Annotated in this window: 18 protein-coding genes; 9 read left to right on the top strand and 9 right to left on the bottom strand. The window is 52.2% G+C overall.

What is annotated here, in order from left to right; all coding sequences use genetic code 11:
* The first annotated feature begins 8 nt into the window (after positions 1-8).
* Positions 9-2069, top strand: a complete 2061-nt coding sequence (locus tag ACLJXE_RS03760; RefSeq protein WP_410750122.1) for an AsmA family protein — start codon at positions 9-11, stop codon at positions 2067-2069.
* Positions 2070-2151: 82 nt separating this feature from the next.
* Here the strand turns inward: ACLJXE_RS03760 and ACLJXE_RS03755 are convergent, their stop codons facing one another.
* The 3 genes from ACLJXE_RS03755 to ACLJXE_RS03745 form a co-directional block, all read right to left on the bottom strand.
* Positions 2152-3474: an MFS transporter gene (locus ACLJXE_RS03755; protein ID WP_410750121.1), complete on the bottom strand. Its 1323-nt coding sequence runs from the start codon at positions 3472-3474 to the stop codon at positions 2152-2154.
* Between the two features lie 297 nt (positions 3475-3771).
* Positions 3772-4773 (bottom strand): inner membrane protein YhjD, encoded by a 1002-nt coding sequence (yhjD, locus tag ACLJXE_RS03750; RefSeq protein WP_410750120.1) that lies wholly within the window; start codon positions 4771-4773, stop codon positions 3772-3774.
* A 70-nt stretch (positions 4774-4843) separates the two neighbouring features.
* A complete protein-coding gene (locus ACLJXE_RS03745; RefSeq protein WP_410750119.1) occupies positions 4844-5743 on the bottom strand; it encodes a LysR family transcriptional regulator in 900 nt (299 codons plus the stop codon).
* Between the two features lie 119 nt (positions 5744-5862).
* Here ACLJXE_RS03745 and ACLJXE_RS03740 point away from each other — a divergent pair, with 119 nt between their 5' ends.
* Both ACLJXE_RS03740 and ACLJXE_RS03735 read left to right on the top strand, forming a co-directional pair.
* Positions 5863-6621 (top strand): SDR family NAD(P)-dependent oxidoreductase, encoded by a 759-nt coding sequence (locus ACLJXE_RS03740; protein WP_286629927.1) that lies wholly within the window; start codon positions 5863-5865, stop codon positions 6619-6621.
* A gap of 367 nt (positions 6622-6988) precedes the next feature.
* Entirely contained in the window at positions 6989-7591 is a 603-nt protein-coding gene (locus ACLJXE_RS03735; protein ID WP_410750118.1) for a response regulator transcription factor, read from the top strand.
* An 18-nt stretch (positions 7592-7609) separates the two neighbouring features.
* Here ACLJXE_RS03735 and ACLJXE_RS03730 read toward each other — a convergent pair whose 3' ends face one another.
* Together ACLJXE_RS03730 and ACLJXE_RS03725 are read right to left on the bottom strand one after the other, a co-directional pair.
* Entirely contained in the window at positions 7610-7960 is a 351-nt protein-coding gene (locus ACLJXE_RS03730; RefSeq protein WP_410750117.1) for a glycoside hydrolase family protein, read from the bottom strand.
* Positions 7961-8046: 86 nt separating this feature from the next.
* Entirely contained in the window at positions 8047-8586 is a 540-nt protein-coding gene (locus tag ACLJXE_RS03725; protein ID WP_410750116.1) for a GNAT family N-acetyltransferase, read from the bottom strand.
* Positions 8587-8765: 179 nt separating this feature from the next.
* Between ACLJXE_RS03725 and ACLJXE_RS03720 the strand changes: the two genes are divergently transcribed.
* Positions 8766-10355 carry an STY4199 family HEPN domain-containing protein gene (locus ACLJXE_RS03720; RefSeq protein ID WP_410750115.1) on the top strand — a complete coding sequence of 530 codons (1590 nt, stop codon included), beginning with the start codon at positions 8766-8768 and terminating at the stop codon, positions 10353-10355.
* Positions 10356-10393: 38 nt separating this feature from the next.
* Here ACLJXE_RS03720 and ACLJXE_RS03715 read toward each other — a convergent pair whose 3' ends face one another.
* Positions 10394-12043 carry an alpha,alpha-trehalase gene (locus ACLJXE_RS03715; protein ID WP_410750114.1) on the bottom strand — a complete coding sequence of 550 codons (1650 nt, stop codon included), beginning with the start codon at positions 12041-12043 and terminating at the stop codon, positions 10394-10396.
* Positions 12044-12472: 429 nt separating this feature from the next.
* On the opposite strand from ACLJXE_RS03715, the gene ACLJXE_RS03710 reads away from it, so the two are divergent.
* Both ACLJXE_RS03710 and dinQ read left to right on the top strand, forming a co-directional pair.
* Positions 12473-13867 carry a cytochrome-c peroxidase gene (locus tag ACLJXE_RS03710; RefSeq protein WP_410750113.1) on the top strand — a complete coding sequence of 465 codons (1395 nt, stop codon included), beginning with the start codon at positions 12473-12475 and terminating at the stop codon, positions 13865-13867.
* Positions 13868-14249: 382 nt separating this feature from the next.
* The gene (gene dinQ / locus ACLJXE_RS03705) at positions 14250-14333 is read left to right on the top strand and encodes a damage-inducible type I toxin DinQ (protein WP_003837776.1); all 84 of its coding nucleotides are present in this window, start codon (positions 14250-14252) and stop codon (positions 14331-14333) included.
* Between the two features lie 66 nt (positions 14334-14399).
* On the opposite strand, the gene gorA is transcribed toward dinQ, so the two are convergent.
* Entirely contained in the window at positions 14400-15752 is a 1353-nt protein-coding gene (gorA, locus tag ACLJXE_RS03700) for a glutathione-disulfide reductase (RefSeq protein ID WP_137351200.1), read from the bottom strand.
* Between the two features lie 104 nt (positions 15753-15856).
* On the bottom strand, positions 15857-16699 hold the full coding sequence (locus tag ACLJXE_RS03695; RefSeq protein WP_286629916.1) for a 23S rRNA (adenine(2030)-N(6))-methyltransferase RlmJ: 843 nt from the start codon (positions 16697-16699) through the stop codon (positions 15857-15859).
* A gap of 213 nt (positions 16700-16912) precedes the next feature.
* Between ACLJXE_RS03695 and prlC the strand changes: the two genes are divergently transcribed.
* Together prlC and rsmJ are read left to right on the top strand one after the other, a co-directional pair.
* Positions 16913-18955, top strand: a complete 2043-nt coding sequence (prlC, locus tag ACLJXE_RS03690; RefSeq protein ID WP_410750112.1) for an oligopeptidase A — start codon at positions 16913-16915, stop codon at positions 18953-18955.
* Between the two features lie 8 nt (positions 18956-18963).
* Positions 18964-19713, top strand: a complete 750-nt coding sequence (gene rsmJ / locus ACLJXE_RS03685) for a 16S rRNA (guanine(1516)-N(2))-methyltransferase RsmJ (RefSeq protein ID WP_286629913.1) — start codon at positions 18964-18966, stop codon at positions 19711-19713.
* 42 nt (positions 19714-19755) lie between these two features.
* Here the strand turns inward: rsmJ and ACLJXE_RS03680 are convergent, their stop codons facing one another.
* Positions 19756-20955, bottom strand: coding sequence for an NAD(P)/FAD-dependent oxidoreductase (locus ACLJXE_RS03680; RefSeq protein WP_410750111.1), 1200 nt, complete (start codon positions 20953-20955; stop codon positions 19756-19758).
* Positions 20956-21186: 231 nt separating this feature from the next.
* Between ACLJXE_RS03680 and ACLJXE_RS03675 the strand changes: the two genes are divergently transcribed.
* Positions 21187-21690: an RrF2 family transcriptional regulator gene (locus ACLJXE_RS03675; protein ID WP_286629910.1), complete on the top strand. Its 504-nt coding sequence runs from the start codon at positions 21187-21189 to the stop codon at positions 21688-21690.
* Positions 21691-21723 lie beyond the last annotated feature (33 nt).

Genomic DNA, 21723 nt, shown 5'->3' with positions numbered 1-21723 from the left:
AGGAAAAAGTGACGAAAACAAGCAAAGTAGCCACATCCATAGCAGGGGTTTTCTTGTTGTTGATCGTCGTGCTCATCATTGTGATTGCGACATTTGACTGGAACCGGCTCAAACCGACCATCAACCAGAAAGTCTCTACTGAACTTAACCGTCCATTCGCCATACGCGGTGACCTGGGCGTCGTCTGGGAACGCCAGAAGCAGGAAACCGGCTGGCGCAGTTGGGTTCCGTGGCCGCATGTTCATGCTGAAGATATTATCCTCGGCAACCCGCCAGATATTCCCGACATCACAATGGTACACCTCCCCCGCGTTGAGGTGACGCTTGCCCCGTTGGCACTGCTGACAAAAACCATCTGGTTGCCGTGGGTCAAGCTGGTGAAACCTGATGCGCGGCTCATTCGGCTGTCGAAGGAAACCAACAACTGGACCTTTACGCTCGCTGGGGATAAAAACCGCGATCCGAGCGCCACTTCTTCTGCCTGGTCATTTCGCCTGGACAGTATTCTGTTCGATCAAGGGCGTATCATTGTTAACGATAAGGTGACGCAATCTGAGCTGGAGATCCTGGTCGATCCATTAGGCAAGCCGCTACCGTTTAGCGAAGTGACAGGCACCAACAGCAAAGAAGGGGACGCCAGCGTTGAGGATTACGTTTTTGGTCTGAAAGCCCTGGGTCGCTACAACGGTGAACCGCTAACCGGAACGGGAAAAATAGGCGGGATGCTGGCGTTACGCGGCGAAGGTACCCCTTTTCCGATACAGGCTGACTTTCGCTCGGGCAACACGCGCGTGGTATTTAGCGGCACGATTAATGATCCGATGAATATGGGCGGCGTGGATCTGCGGCTTAAATTCTCGGGTGATTCACTCGGGGATTTATACGATTTGACCGGTGTGCTGTTACCGGATACGCCACCGTTTGAAACGGACGGGCGTCTGGTGGCGAAAATCGATCCGGAAAAGCCCTCTCTTTTTGAATACCGTCATTTTAATGGTCGCATTGGCGATAGCGATATTCACGGAACGCTTGCCTATACCACCGGCAAGCCGCGCCCGATGCTGAAAGGCGACGTTGAATCACGCCAGCTTCGACTGGCGGATTTAGGACCGTTGATTGGCGTTGATTCTGGTAAAGGGGCCGGGCGGGCAAAACAATCTGAACGACGCAAAGGTGAGACCAGCGTGCAACCCGCAGGCAAAGTCTTGCCGTATGACCGTTTTGAAACCGATAAATGGAACGTGATGGATGCTGACGTGCGTTTCAAAGGGCAACGGATTGAGCACGGTAGCAGCCTGCCCATCAGCGATCTCTCCACCCATATCCTCCTGAAAAATGCTGATCTGCGCCTGCAACCACTGAATTTTGGCCTGGCAGGGGGCAGCATTGTTTCCAGCATCCATCTGGAAGGGGATAAAAAGCCGATGCGGGGGCAGGCGGATATTCAGGCGCGGCGGCTTAAGCTAAAAGCACTGATGCCGGATGTGGCGCTGATGCAGAAAACGCTCGGTGAGATGAACGGTGACGCCAGGCTGAGCGGTAGCGGAAATTCAGTGGCTGCGCTGCTGGGTAACAGCAACGGTAACCTGAAGCTGTTGATGAATGATGGATTGGTCAGTCGCAATCTGATGGAGATCGTTGGGCTGAATCTGGGTAACTATCTCGTCGGGCAAATATTCGGTGATGACGAAGTACGGGTGAACTGCGCAGCGGCAAATCTGGATATCGTCAATGGCATCGCGCGCCCGCAAATTTTCGCGTTCGACACGGAAAACGCGGTGATCAACGTGACCGGGACTGCAAGCTTTGCATCGGAGCAACTGGATTTAACCATCGACCCGGAGAGCAAAGGCATTCGTATTATTACCCTGCGTTCACCACTGTATGTTCGCGGGACATTTAAGAACCCACAGGCCGGGGTAAAAGCTGGGCCGTTGATTGCGCGTGGTGCGGTGGCTGCCGCGCTGGCAACGCTGGTTACGCCAGCGGCGGCGCTGTTGGCGCTGATTTCTCCGTCTGAAAATGAAACGAATCAGTGCCGGGCGATTTTGTCGCAGATGAAGCAGTGATGTCTGGCCGGATGTTTATCCGGCCTGGATTTTATGCTCAACCCAGGCCGGAGAAGGGGTTACACCGTCATCCGGTAAAAAATCACAATGACTGATGTCGTGTCTCATGGGTTAACAACAGTGCTACCAGGGTTAACGCTGCCATTGATGCCAGATAGGTTCCTACCGCCGCCAGACCGTAGTTCCCCTGCAGCCATGCGGCAATATAAGGGGCAACAGAGGCACCGAGAATCGACGAGACGTTATACGAGAATGATGCGCCCGTGTAGCGAACTTCGGTCGGGAACAACTCCGGCAGCAGTGCCCCCATCGGGCCGAATGTCAGCCCCATCAGGCTCAACCCCAACAACAGGAAGGCGAACACCAGCACCGGGCTACCGGAACCCAGCAACGGCTTAAAGGCAAACAGTGCAAACAGAATGATAAGCGTGGTGATGATGAGCATGCTTTTGCGACGACCAAACGCATCGGCCAGCAGACCAGCCACCGGTACCATCACGCCGAAGCCAATCACCGCCATCATCAGCATCCACAATACGTCATTACGCGGTAAGCCAAGACCCACAGGTGCTGCGGCGGTACTGAACGTCATCGAGTAGACGGTCATGATATAGAACAGCGTATAGGTCGCCAGCATGATGAACGTGCCGAGGATGGTCACGCGAACATGCTTTGTCAGCAGAGTGCCCAGCGGGATTTTTACCTGTTTTTTCGCTGCGGCGACTTTGGCAAATACCGGCGATTCGTGGAGCGAAACACGGACGTACAGACCGATAATGACCAGTACGGCAGAGAAAATGAAAGGTACGCGCCATCCCCAGCTCATAAATTGCTCATCGGTCAACAGCCAGGAGAGCAACAGGAACGTGCCGTTAGCGAAGAAGAAACCGATAGGCGCACCCAACTGCGGGAATGAACCGTACAGTGCACGTTTACGCGGCGGCGCGTTTTCCGTTGCCAACAGTGCAGCGCCGCCCCATTCACCTCCCAAGCCTAAACCCTGGCCAAAACGCGCCAGCGCCAGCAGCAACGGGGCGAAAATGCCGATGGTTTCATAACCCGGCAGCAGACCGATGACGACCGTTGAAATCCCCATGGTGAGCAGTGAAGCAACCAGCGTGACTTTACGCCCAACACGATCGCCGAAATGGCCGAATACGGCAGAGCCGATCGGACGGGCCACGAAGGCGATAGCAAAGGTAGCCAGCGACTGTAGCGTTGCCGCCGCTGGGTCACCCTGCGGGAAGAAGATGTGGGGGAACACGATCACCGCCGCGGTCGCGTAAATATAGAAGTCGAAGAACTCAATAGCGGTGCCGATGAGCGACGCGACGACGACTTTATTGCGCGAGTTGATCGGGGCGTGTTCCTGTTCGTTATCGAGTGTTGTGGCGGTTGCTTGCATAATATTTTCTTATTTTGGGTCGAACGAAAGGTCATATTACGCACAGCAAAAGAGACATTTCAATCTGTAACAAACGCTGAGCCTGGTCAAAATAAAGTCAAAAAGGGGATAATTTTTAGGCTGGCGTTTTCACTTCTATGAAATGCTTCACACAATTTAAAACTTAGTTGATAAAACTGGTTTTTGGTTAAATAAAAGTTACAGGTTGGATTTATGTTCTGATAATGCGTTGGATGACGAAGCAAGTACGTATGGTTGGCCGGAGAAGCACAGCGCCACCCGGCTTCCAAGGGTAGATTAGCGGTGCGTTTTCCCCGGCATGCGCGGGTCATCTTTGTACTCTGCGGTGGCAATCCAGGCCGCGCAGAACAAGGTCAGACGGGCGAAGAAGTAGAAAAATGCCATGAGTCCAAGTACCGAGCCAAATGCCGCACCCGACGGTGATTGCACCAACGATGGCAGCGTATACGTCATAATCATTTTGATCGCTTCAAATCCCAGTGCGGCGATAAATGTGCCACGAATCAACGCTCTCTTGCGCGGGCGATGGCGCGGCAGACGCCAGAAAATCCAGAAGAACAGCAAATAGTTGGCGAAAATGGAGATCGCCAGGCCAATCAACCGCCATGCGGGTTTCAGCCATTCAATACCGTCGAGATACAGTGCCGAGATGATCATTTGCTGGGCAGAACCAGCAATGGAGGTAATCGACAGCGTCACGATCAGCGCAATCAGCAATCCAATCAATGAGACAAAATCACGCAGGTATTTAACCCATATTTTTTCCTGATCCTGCGGTGTGCGTTCCCAGACGTCCCGCGACTGTGCACGAATAGCTTCACGCAGGTTTCCCATCCAGTTGATACCAGAGTAGAGGGCGATGCCAAGCCCCACCAGACCCACGGTGGTACGTTGCTGAACGGCAGTATTGATGGTGTTTTTCAGCGTCGAGGCCAACGTCGGATCGCTAACGTTGAGCAATATTTTACTGAAGATATCCTGTAATAATGTGGGGTGTGAGGCGAGAATAAAACCGGCCGCCGCAAACGACACCATCAGGATGGGGATCATCGACAGGAACGAGAAATATGTGATGGCTGCGCCAAACTGATTCCCCATTCGGTCATTAAAACGCTCTGCAGCGCGGATCAGGTGGGCGATAACAGGTTGACGTTGAATTTTATCTGCGAAGGTTATGGCTGTTTTCAGCGCCTGGTTCGCTTTGGCGTTTTTCACCGGCGTTGTGGTGGTTTGCTGTTGTTCAGGCGTAGAGTGATTTGCGTCGTGTTCCTGCGTCATCCGATCGGTAGTCCTTATTTTGTTTACTCATGACATTATAGCCGCTCAGACCCACTTCCCGAAAAATGGGCTAATCCACATAGTCTTTCATCACACCGGTCAACCATTCCATGAACAGATGCACCCGGCGGGAAAGGTTACGGCGATGTGGATACAGCAAAGAAACGGGCATGGGCTCGGCCCGATATTGCGGCAACACTTCAACCAGCGTACCGGTGCGAAGGGCTTCACGCACCCCGACGCGTGGTACCTGAATAATGCCCAGCCCGGCAAGGCATGCTGCATGATAGGTTTCGGTGCTGTTCACCGTCAGCATGCCGCCTGTTTTTACCCATGCAGTCCCATTGTCTGTCGCCACCTCGAAACCCGGTGCGCGCGTACCCAAATTCACCGAGTAATGCACCACGGCATGTGAGGCCAAATCCTCCAGGCTTTCCGGATAACCAAAGCGGGTCAGATATTGTGGGCTGGCACAGTTAATCTGCGTGAGTTTCCCCAGCGGTCGGGCAATCAACCCCGAATCTTTCAGTGTGCCAACGCGTACGACGCAGTCGAAACCCTCACGAATTAAGTCTACCAGGCGGTCACTGCTGCTGAGTTCAAGCTCTAGCCCCGGATACTGATGCAGAAAAGCGGGCAGGCGGGGCATGACCAGATTTTTTGCGACACCAATAGGCATATCGACTCGCAGCTTACCGCTGATACTGGCTGGATCGTGATGGAACAACCCATCCAGTTCATCCAGATTGCTCAACAGATCTTTTGCACGTTCGTAATAGATCATGCCGTCTTGCGTCAGTTGAACGCGCCGGGTAGTGCGGTGCAGAAGTTGTGTACCCAGGTGATTTTCCAGGGCCTGAATTTGGCGCGATACGCTACCTTTAGGAAGTCCAAGGGTATCTGCCGCACGCGAAAAACTCTCCAGTTCTGCGACGCGGATGAACAACTGCATTGCGTGAATTTTATCCATTCTCATGCCCTATTGTTGTTCAGAATGAAACAGTAATGCGCAATTAGCGATATTTATTGTTCTTCTACCACCTAATAAGCTTTGTCTCAATCATCACAACACCTGAAATGAGGTTTCTTATGACGCAACGTATCGCATTAGTGACCGGTGGCGGTCGTGGGCTCGGTAAAAACGCGGCACTTAAGCTGGCGAACAAAGGAATAGGTATCGTCCTGACGTGGAACAGCAATGAAAAAGAGGCGCAGCAGGTTGTGGATGAAATTCGGCAATCTGGTGGAAAAGCAGCGGCATTACCGTTAAATGTCGGCGATATTTCAACTTTCCCATCCTTCGTTGAACAGATGAAGCATACCTTAAAGACACAGTGGCACAGCGAAGGGTTTGATTATTTATTGAACAATGCCGGAATCGGCATTAATGCGCCGTACTCTGCATTCACCGAAGCGCAATTTGACCAACTGTTGAACATTCAGTTTAAGGGGCCATTTTTCCTGACGCAGAGTCTTCTTCCGCTGATGAACAAGGGGGGAAGGATCCTCAATGTCTCGACCGGTCTGGCGCGTTTTGCTCTACCGGGCTACAGCGCCTATGCCGCCATGAAAGGGGCGATGGAAGTGCTCACCCGTTATCAGGCTAAAGAGCTGGGAGAACGCGGTATTACGGCGAATATTATTGCGCCCGGCGCGATTGAGACCGATTTTGGCGGAGGGAACGTACGGGATAATGCACAGCTAAATGCCTATATCGCCTCGCAAACGGCGCTGGGGCGCGTTGGGCTGCCGGATGATATTGGGGATGCCATCGCCGCGTTGCTCAGCGATGAGCTCGCCTGGATGACGGCACAACGTATTGAGGTATCTGGCGGGATGTTCCTGTAACTCTGCAACGTGCTTATTCAGTAGACACAGTATCTGTTGAATGAGCACTTAATGCTATATTGTCATTTGTAACATATTCATTGTTTGTTCAGGATTACTTATTTTCAGCGAATAATGTATTCTCTGAAAAATTAATATTAATAAAGAATTCTGATCCGCGATAAATGAGGAATATCTTAGAGATCTATCCTGATCTGCCCGCTTTGTGTAATCCTTTTTCTTGAGCTGTAACTATTTATAACACCTGCTTCTTTATTCTTCGGTTATCGGTAGAATGACCCCTGCCAAATGGTGAATTCTTATTTTTCCTCGTGAATAATACCCTTTCACGTCTCAAGAACACTATTTTTCAGACGGAGAGTTAATAATGCAGGTAATAATGTTTGACAGGCAGTCAATATTTATTCATGGAATGAATGTAAGTTTGCAGCAACGAATTCCAGGAGTGAATGTTCAGGGTGTCAGTCAGGCAGATGACCTTTGGCAAAAACTGGAAGCAAATCCGGAAGCGTTAGTCATGCTTGATGGCGATCTTGACGGTGAGTTCTGCCTTGGATTACTCCAACAACTTGCGCAGCGCTATTCGACGGTAAAAGTACTGATAACCGCCACGGATTGCCGTAAAAAGTGGCTGCAAGAGGTAGCACGGTTAAATGTGCTGGCCATTGTGCCGCGCGACTCTGACGCAGAAACGTTCACACTGGCGCTTAATAGCGTTGCCATGGGCATGATGTTTTACCCCAGAGATTGCTTAACGCCAATCGAGAGTGGTAGCCACAATATTAAAACATTAAGTTCGCGCCAGCGAGAGATCCTGACCATGCTGGCTGCCGGAGAGTCCAATAAGCAAATTGGCCGCATGTTAAATATCAGCACCGGAACGGTAAAAGCACATCTGGAATCGCTGTATCAGCGCCTGGAGGTAAAAAACCGTACCCAGGCGGCAATGATGTTAAACGAAGTAAATTAACCAACGCTTATTTCACAGTCAGAGCATCTCTGGCTGTGAAATATGAGCAGGCCACATTCCTGATGTGCAAAATTGGGTTATCCCCACGCTAAATATCCACGCAATTAACGCTTCCAGCTGAAACAGATCTTCCAACTGCGGAAACTTCGTATGGATTAATTCCTCGCAGGCGGAAAGATCCGTGAGCAGCAGTGTTTCTGCCTGTGCCACTGAAATAGGGCTGTTGAAGGTTTCACCTGCGGTGATTTCATGCCCGTAGCCAATGACCCAGACTCCACGTTCATCCTGATATTTTTCCAGTGACAATCCTTGTCCCTGTTTAATAAAGGCGATACAAGCGGGCGTAAAATGTGATGAATGGTGGTACATACTGATTTCTCCGCAAAGAGAGCCATTCTAGAGAAAGCATCCCGTTACGGTAGTTGCCATGCAGCCCATTTTTTCAGTAAAACGCCTTATGATGTGGGTGGCTGATATTCCTGCTTTAGCAGGCCGAAAATCCAGTCATCGTGCCAGGTTTGATGCAGCCAGTAGCTTTCGCGCAGCGTACCTTCGTGAACGAATCCCACCTTTTCCAGCAGGCATCGTGAGGCATAATTACCTGCGGTGACGCAGGCCGTCATACGACGTAGCCCGCCGGTGGTAAACGCAAAATCACACACGGCATACAAGGACTCCGCGCCATAACCTTTACCTTGCGCTTCGGGCGCGAGCAGAAAACCCACTTCGGCACATTCATTATTTTGGTGAACATATCCAGTGACACCCAGTCGCGATCCTGAGTCATTATCGCACACGACCAGGCATAGCCAGTGTGGGCTTCCGGGAGACCATTCAGGTAAGCGCGAGTTGAATATTGCCCGTACGTTCTCTTCAGAGCGTGCATCAGAGACGTAGTGCATGACACCAGAGTGCTGCTGTAATGCTAAGAAAAAATCCCAATCGGCCTCCGTCAGCGGGCGGCAGGTCAGACGTGATGTTTTTAACACTGGCACAGGCTTACCTCCTGAATAATTTTCAATGATTACGTGGTTATCACTGTAAAAGACATTTATTTGTTATATGAATGTGTTCTGGTCTACTGCGGTATAAATCTGCGCAGTACCACGTTTATAAAAAGATAACGAAATACATCGTGAGGCTGCACCTTTTCTGGGCTCTTTTAGGGAAGATAATGACCAATAGCACGTTACAGGCGACATGTGCGCCCTTTGAACACTGTTTGGGGATCATCCGTCAGGCGTCGGTGGAAATTTTGCTGCTGTTAGGCGTACATGTGGCAGAGGGCAAAGATCCACGTTGGTTTCTGGAGCAACTCGATCAAGCCCGACTGAATCTGGGCGGTTGGGGGGCTGTCGCCAGACGTTTGCAGATGAATGATGCGCAACTCAGCCAGTTCACGTTGCGCTTACGCCATCTTCAACAGAGTGTGCCTCAGTATGAAAGTGGTCAGGATGTCAGTGAAAACCAGCTGATTTCCGCGCTGCGTTTTGTGGCGGCACTGGAGCAATTACGCCAGCAACAGCCGCTCCTGAACTATCAAACCGATATCGAAATCGGGGGGACGGATGCGCAGATGCGGGCGCAGCGTCAGCTTCGCGCAATCGAGTTAACGCTCAAAGCCCTCGTCGCTCGGGTATGGCCTGATCAGCATCCGCTAAACAGTTTCCTGAAGCAGCACTTTGGCGCCGAACGCTTGCGCCGCTGGTTAAAGCTGGGCGAAGGGCGTGATGCGCTGGACGGCATGTTGTTTAGCGAACTGGCGTTGATGGTGGTCGATAAGAAGCTATTTGTCCGTCACTTTACGCAGATTTTTAATGATACGTCAGTGTTGATGCTGTTTGTCGAACCGCGCTTAACGCTACGGATGTTTCTGGATGACTGCCGACTGGCACGTAATGGCATTATTGCTCAGCAGTCGTTGAGCTCGGTACAGCTGATGCTGTTAAATTACCAGTACCAACAAATTACGCATTCTGTGCAGCGGGCGTTTGAAGAGCGCCGAACGCGTATCAATCCCGCATCATATCTGGACTCTGATGAGTCGACAGTTCGTCAATTCTGGGAAACGGCAAGGCAAAAAGACGAGCAGGCCGGAGGTGATAAAAAGGAAATTGCCGACAGTATCGATCCGCCTGAAAAGCGAGCGCAGCGCACGGCCGAAGAGCGCGAACAGCTGATTTCCGGCATGCTGTGGGGGGCTGTCGGTGTCATGGTACTGGCAGTCTCGCTGGGTGCTTTCTGGCTATTCAATGCACCCGCACCGCAAGCATCTTCAGGGCAAGCTGTTGAGATAGTACAGGAGGAGCCGCGGCGTGATGCACCTTCCGCGCGAGAATCGGTGACCCGAATGGGCATTACATGGGATACCTTTAATATGCGAGCGGCTATCGATCGCAACGATACCCGCGTCACGTCACTGTTTCTGCAAGGGGGGATGGACTGGAAGCTGGCGTGGACGGAGCAGGCATTTTCCGCGGGGAATACCGCAGTTCTGAAGCTGCTGCTGCGATATCCCTCACAGATGGATGAGGCTAAACCCTGCCAGCAGTTTATGAATACACTCAGCCATGCCATGTCGAATGGCGCATCACTGACGTCACTGCATAAAAGCTACCTACAAAGTTTCTGTTCTACACCAGAGGTCGTTGCTCGTCAGCAGTATGATGTGGAACAGGCCCAACTGCGTGTGCGTGCAGATCCCAATGCAGAGAACAAGAAATGGCAGAAAATCCACACCGCGCTGTACGATGCCATTAACTAACGGCCCGATGCATTTCGTGGTATCAGGCCGTCAGACATTTACGGTTCACCGTACAAACCGATTAATCGGCGCACCACGCCATTCGTCCAGCCAAATCCGTCCTGCAGCGGATATTCCCCACCGCCGCCTTCGCGCGGCGTGCCGTCAGCGATATGGTACTTTTCAATTAGCTTGTGGTGTTCCTGATAAAAAATATTAACCGTTTTCAGCCAGTTACGGGCAATCTCATCGCCGAGATGGTCATCACCATACAGTTTAAACCCCTGAATCGCCATCCACTGCAACGGTGCCCAGCCGTTGGGTTTATCCCACTGTTCACCGGTTTCATACTCGGTCGCTAAAATGCCGCCGGGCGTGAGTAAGCGACTGCGTACCGTGTTGGCGAGTCGGTCAGCTTGTTCATGGGTCGCCATGCCGACATACAGCGGAACGATGCTGGCAGCAGAGAAGAGGGCCATTTGCTCACGTCGCCAGTCGTAGTCGCGATAGCAGCCATTTTCATCGTCCCACAAATAGCGGTTCACGGCGGCACGGCGGTCGCTGGCTTTCTGGCGAAACAGCGCTTCGGTATCCCGCTCTCCCTTTAATGCAGAAATGTTCGCAATCGTACTTTCCAGTTTGTACAGGAATGCGTTCAGGTCAATCGGGATGAACTGGGTGGTGCGGATGCTGGCGAGGCGACCGGCATCGCGCAACCAACGTGATGAATAATCCCAGCCGGAGGCCGCACCTGCGCGCAGATCCCGATAAACCTCATTAGGTGGTCGGCCTGAATGCTTAGCCGTTTCTACGTCTTCAAGCCAGGACTCATCACGCGGGGTATCTCGATCGTCCCAATAGCGGTTGAGCAGAGAACCGTCCGGCATTCTGATAACGTGGCGGTACGCCTGATTAAGCACCAGCGAGTCGGCGCCATCCATCCAAAACGCGTACTCCATTTTGAGATGATCAAGGTAACGACGCGCGCCGCGTACGCCATCTTCTTCAAACAGTTCGACCATTAGCGCAAAGACCGGTGGCTGGGAGCGACTCAGGTAGTAGGTGCGATTGCCGTTCGGGATGTGACCATAGTTTTCGATCATCCAGGCAAAGTTATCTGCCATACATTTCAATAAGTCTTCCCGGCCACTCTCCGCAAGACCCAGCATGGTGAAGTAGGAATCCCAATAGTAGGTTTCGCTAAAGCGTCCGCCTGGCACGATGTATGACTGCGGTAGCGCCAGCAGCGATGACCAGGGAATATGATCCTGCGGCTCGCGAGTCAGCACTGGCCACAGTTGATCAATATGTTCTTTCAGCGAGCTTTCAGGGTCGGAAACATATTCGCTGGTGGGGGTTTCCGGCAGCCAGAAGTGGTTCTCGACAAAGCGTTGCAGGTCAAAGTCCCGGTGTCGTTTGACTTTACGATAGCGAATCAAAATATCCAGTGGGTCCATTTTGGGTGCGCAGTCGGGAAAGGTTTTGCTATCAGCAAACAGTTTTGATGACTGGACGTGCTCGAACAGTTCAAGGTAACGATCGGCGGGGGTTAACGCGTCCGAGGCGGGTAGCCCTTCAATCATCTCCGGTTCAGGCTCTGCCTCAATCATTTCATCCAGCTTTAACTCGCACGGATCCATTTCATAAAGCAGATCGACGTCGATCGTCAGTTCTTCTGAAGGGGCGTGGGGTAGTTTCTGGTTGAGCATAATGAGAAAGACCTCTGGTAAGAGTTGTTGAAAGGAAACGGCTATTGCCCGGCTGTCTGTTAAGCGTAGACATTCGCTTCGGTGTCGGGTGAGTAAAGCGTGCGGTCGATCACGTTTTTAGGCTTTTCAATTATTAAGAAATAAAACTATCTCAATGATAACAATGAATAATTATTGTTTTTGTGCGACCTGAAGATATTTGATTTTCAGAATATTCGATTGCAACGAGGTGTGAACAGAACGAGGTAGCGTCTGATCTCTATAATAGGCGCAGGCTATTCTATCGATAGTTCCCGCCCATCTAATTGATTGATACTTATCAAAAAATTAACCCACCCATTTCCTATGATGGTCAGGTCTGACAAAGACTGTGCATTAATTATTCTAATTTTCTGGGTCACAATAACTCACAACGGTGAGGGTAAAATAATGAAAATCATTACCCGTCTTACCGCGATGGCAATAGCAGGCATCGTGATTTGTTATTTTGGATTATCCGGTTATGTGTGGTATCACGATAATCAACGTAGTAAACAAGCTGATGTTCAGGCTTCTACGCTGGAAGAAAATAATAAAGTATTAGGGTTTTTGCGCGAAAAAGGATGCGATTATTGTCATACCCCTTCAGCGGAATTACCTTTCTATTCTTCTTTTCCTGTCGCTAAACAGTTGATGAATTACGATATTCAACTGGGATATAAATCCTTCAATCTTGAAGCCGTGCGTGCGGCACTGGTCGCGGATAAACCTGTTTCGCAAAGCGATCTGAATAAAATTGAGTGGGTGATGCAGTACGACACCATGCCGCCAACGCGTTATACCGCACTGCACTGGGCTGGTAAGGTTAGTGATGCTGAGCGCAAAGAGATTCTTGGCTGGATCGCAAAACAACGCGAGCAGTACTACGCCAGCAGCGATACGGCAGCTCAACATCGCAACGAACCGGTTCAACCGATACCGGAAAGTATCCCGACAGATGCCCGTAAAGTGGCGCTCGGTTTCACGCTCTATCATGACCCACGGATTTCTGGCGACAGCACGATTTCTTGTGCGCACTGCCATGCTCTAAATGCGGGCGGTGTGGATGGCAGGAAAACGTCAATCGGTGTCGGTGGTGCCGTTGGCCCTATCAATGCGCCGACGGTCTTTAACTCGGTCTTTAACGTTGAACAGTTCTGGGATGGCCGTGCGCCAACATTGCAGGCTCAGGCGGGTGGTCCACCGCTCAATCCGATTGAAATGGCATCGAAATCCTGGGATGAAATTATCCAGAAACTGGACAAAGACCCGGCCTTGAAGCAAGAGTTTATCGCCGTTTATCCTCAGGGATTCAGCGGGGACACTATTACTGATGCGATTGCTGAGTTTGAGAAAACGTTGATTACGCCAAATGCACCGTTTGATAAATGGCTACGTGGTGATGAAGGCGCGTTAACGGCTCAGCAAAAACAGGGCTATCAGTTGTTTAAGGATAATAAGTGTGCGACCTGCCATGGCGGTATTATTTTAGGTGGACGCTCATTCGAACCCCTGGGGCTGAAAAAGGACTTTAATTTTGGCGAAATCACTGCGGCGGATATTGGTCGTATGAACGTCACGAATGAATTACGTGACAAACTGCGCCAGAAAGTACCGGGTCTGCGTAACGTTGCGTTGACCGCACCTTATTTCCACCGGGGTGATGTGCCTACGCTCGATGGCGCGGTGAAACTGATGCTGCGTTATCAGGTGGGTAAAGAACTTCCGCAGAAAGATATCGACGATATCGTGGCATTCCTTGAAAGCCTCAACGGGGTATATACACCGTATATGCAGGGTAAATAGATTTCACCCAGGTCCAGATTCGGACGTAAAAAAACCGACTTTACGTCGGTTTTTTTACGCTTTAGCCAGAGTTGGTGGCTCTGGCCAGAGTGAGAGTTCCATCATCTAACGCTTCAATCCTATTACCTTAACGGTAGTATTGCAAGAATACGCTGGTTGTTTTGATTAAAACAACTGTATGCTTATACAGTTAGCTCTGAAGTATTTTCATTCCGGACGCGCGCTAAACGCTTTCTAAGTCCTGATCGGCGGTACGGGTGGTGCCGTTAACCGATGCTCTGGCCGGAGTGAGAGTTCCATCATCTAACACTGGGACACGCACCGTGACAGGCAATAGATGAGTAAGCGGGTGCATTCTCACTCCATCTGATGGAGAAAACGGGTGATTGATAAAGCAATCATCGTTCTGGGCGCGTTGATCGCGTTGCTGGAACTGATCCGCTATCTGCTGCAACTTTTGAACTGATAGTGGAAACGTAACTAAGGGCAAAGAGCTAACCCCTCTTTGCCCTTTAACATTCATGAAGCGCGCTTAGCGCATTGTCACAAATTCTTCAGCCGCAGTTGGGTGGATCGCTACGGTGTTGTCGAAATCTTTCTTAGTCGCGCCCATTTTCAGTGCCACCGCGAAGCCTTGCAGCATTTCGTCCATGCCAAAGCCGATGCCGTGAATACCGACAATCTTCTCTTCTGGTCCCACGCAGACCAGCTTCATGCGGCACGGTTGGCGGTGAGAGGTCACAGCGGTATACATCGCGGTAAACGATGATTTATACACTTTTACCTGATCATCACCGTGCTGTTCGCGTGCCTGCTGTTCGGTTAACCCTACAGTACCAATTGGCGGATGACTGAAGACTACGGTTGGAATGTTGCTGTAGTCCAGATGCTCGTCCGGCTTGTTATTAAACAGACGTTCGGACAGACGACGGCCTGCGGCAACCGCAACTGGCGTCAGTTCAACGGCACCGGTATTATCGCCGACCGCATAAATACCAGGAACGCTGGTATTCTGGTATTTATCAACAACGATGTACCCTTTTTCGTTGGTTTTCACACCCGTTGCAGCCAGGTTGAAGTTGTCGGTTGCCGGTTCACGACCAATCGCCCAGATCAGGCAATCTACCGTTTCGCTACGACCATCTTCCAGTTGCAGAGTCAGGCTGCCGTCTGCGTTCTTAACCACGGCTTTTGGAATAGCGTGGGTATGCAGAGTTGGGCCTTCCGTGTTCATCACTTCAACCAGTGTTTCGACAATCATCGGGTCAAAGCTACGCAGCGGTGCGTGTTTACGCACAAAGAGATGTGTTTCTGCACCCAGGCCGTTAATTACGCCAGCCAGTTCAACGGCGATGTAGCCTGCGCCAACGACCGCCACGCGTTTCGGCAGGGCTGGCAGCTCAAAGAAACCGTCGGAGTCGATGCCGTATTCCACACCCGGAATGTTCGGATGGCTTGGGCGGCCGCCGGTCGCAATTAAAATATGATCGGCAGTGATCGTTTCACCGTTCACTTCAATGGTTTTCGCATCAACGAAGCGGGCAAAGCCTTTAATGACATCGACGTTATTTTTACCCAACACGTTATCGTAAGAGGTATGAATGCGATCGATATAGGCAGTACGGCTGGCGATCAGCTTGTCCCAGTCGAACTTGTTGATGGTGGTATCAAAACCATAATCCGGGCCATACATATGAATAGCTTCGCGGATCTGCGCGGCATGCCACATCACTTTCTTCGGTACGCAGCCAACGTTGACGCAAGTGCCGCCTAGCTCTTTGGCTTCAATCAGTGCGCATTTCTGGCCGTACATTGCCGCACGGTTAATGGAGGCAATTCCACCGCTGCCGCCGCCGATAGCGATGTAATCATAGTGCTTGGTCATGACCGCTCCTTCATGTTCATTGTAGGGCGGAGAAGCGTTATGCCATCCGCCAAAATATTCGCGATTGTATACCTGAAATTAAAAGGTTCCACCGATGGCTGCGATTACTCCGGCACGATCCAGCTGACGGAAGTGTGCCCGGTTCCTGCCGGAACCAGTTTGCTGTGTAGCCACGGCAGGACGTTGTTCATCTGCTGTTCCAGCTTCCACGGCGGGTTAATCACAATCATGCCGGAAGCCGTCATACCGCGCTGATCGCTGTCCGGGCGAACCGCCAGCTCAATTTGCAGGATGCGACGAATGCCGGTGTCTTCCAGATCATGAATCATACGTTTGATTTGCTGGCGCAGGACTACCGGATACCACAGTGCATAGGTACCGGTCGCGAAACGTTTGTAACCTTCGCTGATGCCGGTGACGACGGCCTGATAGTCGGATTTAATTTCGTATGGGGGATCGATAAGGATCAATCCGCGACGGGAAACCGGCGGTAATTTTGCTTTTAACTGCTGATAACCGTCGGCTTTAGCGACGCGCGCACGTTCGTCTTTCTGGAACTCGGAACGCAGTAGCGGAAAATCGCTCGGGTGCAGTTCTGTCAATTGCAGGCTGTCCTGCTCACGCAATAACTGGCGGGCAATCAGCGGAGAACCCGGGTAGTAGCGCAACTGACCACTCCGGTTGAAATGCTGCACGACAGAAATATAGGGTTCCAGCTCCGCCGGGAGGGAGTCCTGTTGCCAGATACGGGCGATACCTTCCAGGTACTCGCCTGTGCGCTCGGCATGTTCACTGCTCAGCTGATAACGGCCAGCCCCGGCATGGGTGTCCAGATAGAGAAACGGTTTTTCTTTCTCTTTGAGCGATTCAATGATCAGGCTCTGAACCGTATGTTTGAGGACGTCGGCGTGGTTGCCAGCGTGATAGCTGTGGCGATAACTGAGCATGGGTAAACGTGTTCCAGGTTATAAACGTAGGCCCGAAAGCGGCGTGCAATCGGGCGAAAATAGAGCGTATCGCCACAGTATACAGAAAAGTCGTCACTGCCGCGAAAGCGCAACGCCTGGCATTGAAATCCTCTACACTTAACCCCATTCTACAAATAATATGCACAGCGCCGGATACGCGCTTCATTCACTCTTTTCAACAGGACCGCGCTAATGACCAATCCATTGCTGACTCCCTTCGAACTGCCCCCGTTTTCTAAAATTCAGCCTGAGCATGTCGTGCCCGCTGTGACTAAGGCGCTAAACGATTGCCGCGAAAACGTTGAACGTGTGGTTGCACAGGGCGCGCCGTATACCTGGGAAAATCTCTGCCAGCAGCTGGCGGAAGTGGACGATGTCCTGGGACGTATTTTCTCTCCGGTCAGTCACCTGAATTCAGTGAAAAACAGCCCGGAGCTGCGCGAAGCCTACGAACAAACGCTGCCGCTGCTGTCTGAATACAGCACCTGGGTTGGGCAACATGAGGGGCTGTACAAAGCCTACCGCGACCTGCGCGACGGCGATCATTACGCCACCCTGAACACCGCACAGAAAAAAGCGGTCGATAACGCACTGCGTGATTTTGAGCTGTCTGGCATTGGCTTGCCGAAAGAAAAACAACAGCGCTATGGTGAAATCGCGACCCGTCTGTCTGAGCTGGGTAACCTGTACAGCAACAACGTGCTTGATGCGACCATGGGCTGGACCAAACTCGTCACCGACGAATCTGCGCTTGCCGGGATGCCGGAAAGTGCGCTGGCCGCCGCTAAAGCTCAGGCCGAAGCCAAAGAGCAGGAAGGTTATCTGCTGACGCTGGACATCCCGAGCTACCTGCCGGTAATGACCTACTGCGACAACCAGGCTTTGCGTGAAGAGATGTACCGCGCTTATTCCACCCGCGCATCTGACCAGGGGCCAAACGCGGGCAAATGGGATAACAGCCCGATAATGGAAGAGATCCTCGCGCTGCGCCACGAACTGGCTCAACTGCTGGGCTTTGAAAGCTACGCCTTTAAATCTCTCGCCACGAAAATGGCGGAAAACCCGCAGCAGGTGCTCGAGTTCCTGACGGATCTGGCCAAACGTGCGCGTCCGCAGGGCGAAAAAGAGCTGGCTCAGTTGCGCGCCTTCGCAAAAGCTGAATTTGGCGTTGATGAGCTGCAGCCGTGGGATATCGCGTACTACAGCGAGAAGCAAAAACAGCACCTTTACAGCATCAGCGACGAGCAGTTGCGTCCTTACTTCCCGGAAAACAAAGCGGTTAACGGCCTGTTTGAAGTGGTTAAGCGCATTTACGGCATCACCGCCAAAGAGCGTACTGACGTAGACGTCTGGCATCCGGAAGTTCGCTTCTTTGAACTGTACGATGAAAACAACGACCTGCGTGGCAGTTTCTATCTTGACCTCTACGCTCGCGAAAACAAACGCGGCGGGGCGTGGATGGACGACTGTGTCGGCCAGATGCGTAAAAGCGACGGCACGTTGCAAAAACCGGTCGCTTATCTGACCTGTAACTTCAACCGTCCGGTGAACGGTAAACCGGCGCTATTTACCCACGATGAAGTGATCACCCTGTTCCATGAGTTTGGTCACGGCCTGCACCACATGCTGACCCGCATCGAAACGGCCGGCGTTTCCGGCATCAACGGTGTGCCATGGGATGCGGTCGAACTGCCGAGCCAGTTTATGGAGAACTGGTGCTGGGAGCCACAAGCGCTGGCGTTTATCTCCGGTCACTATGAAACCGGTGAACCGTTGCCGAAGGAACTGCTGGATAAAATGCTGGCGGCGAAAAACTACCAGGCGGCGCTGTTTATTCTGCGTCAGCTGGAATTCGGCCTGTTTGATTTCCGTCTGCATGCTGAGTTTAACCCGCAGCAGGGGGCGAAAATCCTTGAAACCCTGGCAGAGATTAAAAAGCAGGTTGCTGTGGTGCCAGGGCCGACATGGGGCCGTTTCCCGCATGCCTTCAGCCATATTTTTGCGGGCGGCTACGCAGCGGGTTACTACAGCTATCTGTGGGCTGACGTGCTGGCGGCTGACGCGTTCTCTCGCTTTGAAGAAGAGGGGATTTTCAACCGCGAAACCGGACAGTCGTTCCTGGACAGCATCCTGACTCGTGGGGGTTCTGAGGAGCCAATGACGCTGTTCAAACGCTTCCGTGGCCGCGAGCCGCAACTGGATGCGATGCTGGAGCATTACGGGATTAAAGGCTGATTATTCGCGTGAAAATCTGCTTACTTGATGAAACAGGCGCCGGAGACGGCGCCTTATCTGTTCTTGCTGCCCGCTGGGGGCTGGAACACGATGAAGACAATCTGATGGCGCTGGTGATGACAGCGGAGCATCTGGAACTGCGCAAACGCGATGAACCTAAGCTCGGCGGCATTTTCGTTGATTTTGTCGGCGGGGCGATGGCCCATCGGCGTAAGTTTGGCGGTGGACGAGGCGAAGCGGTGGCAAAGGCTGTCGGCATTAAAGGCGATTATCTGCCGGATGTAGTCGATGCGACAGCCGGGCTGGGGCGCGATGCGTTTGTGCTGGCCTCCGTTGGCTGCCGCGTACGGATGCTGGAGCGCAACCCAGTGGTGGCGGCGCTGCTCGACGATGGTCTGGCCCGTGGTTACGCCGACCCGGAAATCGGGCTGTGGTTGCAGGAGCGATTACAACTGATCCATGCGTCCAGTCTGACGGCGTTGACCGATATCACGCCGCGCCCGCAGGTGGTGTATCTCGACCCGATGTTTCCACATAAGCAGAAAAGCGCGCTGGTGAAAAAAGAGATGCGCGTGTTTCAGTCGCTGGTGGGGCCTGATTTAGACGCCGATGGTTTGTTGATGCCAGCACGTCAGCTGGCGACTAAACGTGTCGTGGTGAAACGCCCGGATTACGCACCGCCGCTCGCGGATGTGGCGACGCCCAATGCGGTAGTCACCAAAGGGCATCGCTTTGATATTTATGCGGGTACAGCGTAGTTTCCAGGCCGGATGAAGCGTTTACCGCATCCGGCGATTCAACTACACAAACGGTGCCAGCGGATCGGCAATCTCAAACGCCACTGTGCGGTCGGCCTTCGGTGGATAAATCAGCTCGCTGACAATCGACACTTTCAGCTTCTTCGCCTCTGCACGCGTCAGTTTCACCTGCTGATCCCACCCTTCGCTATACACCGCACCCCACGCGCCGAGATCCAGACAGGTGACGTAGTTTTCCTGACGGTACGGCAGTGGCGCAACGTTTAGCAAGCTGGCTGCGGCGTTGTTACCGGCAAATTTGCCCAACAGAATGGCATGCTGACAAGTCATTAAGGCGTGATTGCCTTTGTCATCGGTGGCGGCGTAGGCAACATCACCCGTCGCATAGATATCCTCATGACCTACAACCTGAAGATTTGCATTCACGTGCAGACGGCCCTGACGATCGCGCGGGGCGTCGATTTGTGCCGTTAAGCCGTTCGCCTGCACGCCGACCGTCCAGATAACGGTTTCTGATGCAATCATCTGCCCATCTTTCAGTGTTACGCCGGACGCATCCACGCACTCCACTTCCGTATTCACCCGCCATTCAACGCCAAGTTCGGCTGATGCCTCTGCGATGACATCCCGCAGCTCCTGGCTCCAGCGTGCGCCCGGCTGTGCACCGCGTTCAACTACGACAACTCTGGTCTTAGCATCGGCGCCGAGAATATCGCGCAGACGGCCCGGTAATTCCAGCGCCATTTCGATACCGGTAAAACCGCCGCCGCAGACGACCACGGTATTGCGCGCGTCACTTTCCGGTCGGTGTGCCAGATCTTTCAGGTGTTGTTCCAGTACAGCAGCGCTTTCCAGCTGATCGAGGTCGAAAGCGTGTTCGGCAGCACCAGTAACCCTATTGCGGTCGACATGGCTACCGCTGGCGAGTACCAGGCGGTCGTAATGGCGCAAATGGGTTTCACCGTTGACGTCTTTCCAGCTGACTTCTTTAGAGGCCGGGAGGATCTGCTCAACGTGACCTTGCAGGAAGTTAACGCCGGTAGCATCGAATAACGGTTGCAGCGGGGCGACCAGCGTGTGGACCGCGTTTTCATAAAAACGCGGGCGTACACGCAACTCTGGCTGTGGCGCAATCACCGTAATATCAATGGCCTGCTGGTTTTTATCCGCCAGGCGTGCGGCGCTCAATGCTGCCCACATACCGGCAAAACCGGTACCCACGATCAGAATTTGTTTTTGCATTAGTGTTATCTCACTGGTGACTACGATGTATTTACTCGGATTTTATTGGTCGTAGTTATGGATTGCAATGCGATCCTGATCCTTTTTTCATTATTGTGTCGTGATTTTTTATTATCTACTTGATAAGTATCTATTTATATTTTTATTCTCATGCGGGATTACTCTGTTCTCTGGAATGCCTTAGATGAAAAAGCTACAATAAACTCAGATTCATTTTGGCTGAGATAATAAATGGCATTTTACAGTTCCGGGGTTGAGTACGGCATCCATAGCCTGATGTGTATGGTCGACAGCAAAGGCGACGCGCGGGATATGAGCGTGCGAGAAATCGCCGAACTACAAAGCGTTCCGTATGACTATCTGGCAAAAATCTTCACTCGTCTGTCGAAAGCCGGTCTGGTGCGCAGTATCGAGGGTAAGGGCGGTGGGTTCCAGTTGGCCAAACCCGCGGAAGACATCACCGTGCTGGATGTGGTCAATGCCATAGATGGTGAGAAGCGTATTTTTGAATGTCGTGAAATTCGCCAGCGTTTAGCCGTTTTTGAGGAGCATCCGCCGGAGTGGGCTTGTGAAGGCATTTGCGGCGTGCGTTCGGTAATGGACATGGCGCAACAGCGCATGGAAGAAGCGCTTGGCCAGCATACCATTCTGGATTTGGCACGTAAGATGTACCGCAAAGCGCCAGATACCTTCGTGGTGGAAGTGCAGGAGTGGATAAACGCGCGCAAAGGGTAACGGTTGGAAATGCCCGATAGCGCAAGGCGTACC

The organism is Citrobacter sp. U14242 (assembly GCF_046555775.1).
GTDB lineage: Bacteria > Pseudomonadota > Gammaproteobacteria > Enterobacterales > Enterobacteriaceae > Citrobacter.
Note: the sequence above shows the minus strand (reverse complement) of the source record. Positions and strands in the feature narration are given on the sequence as shown.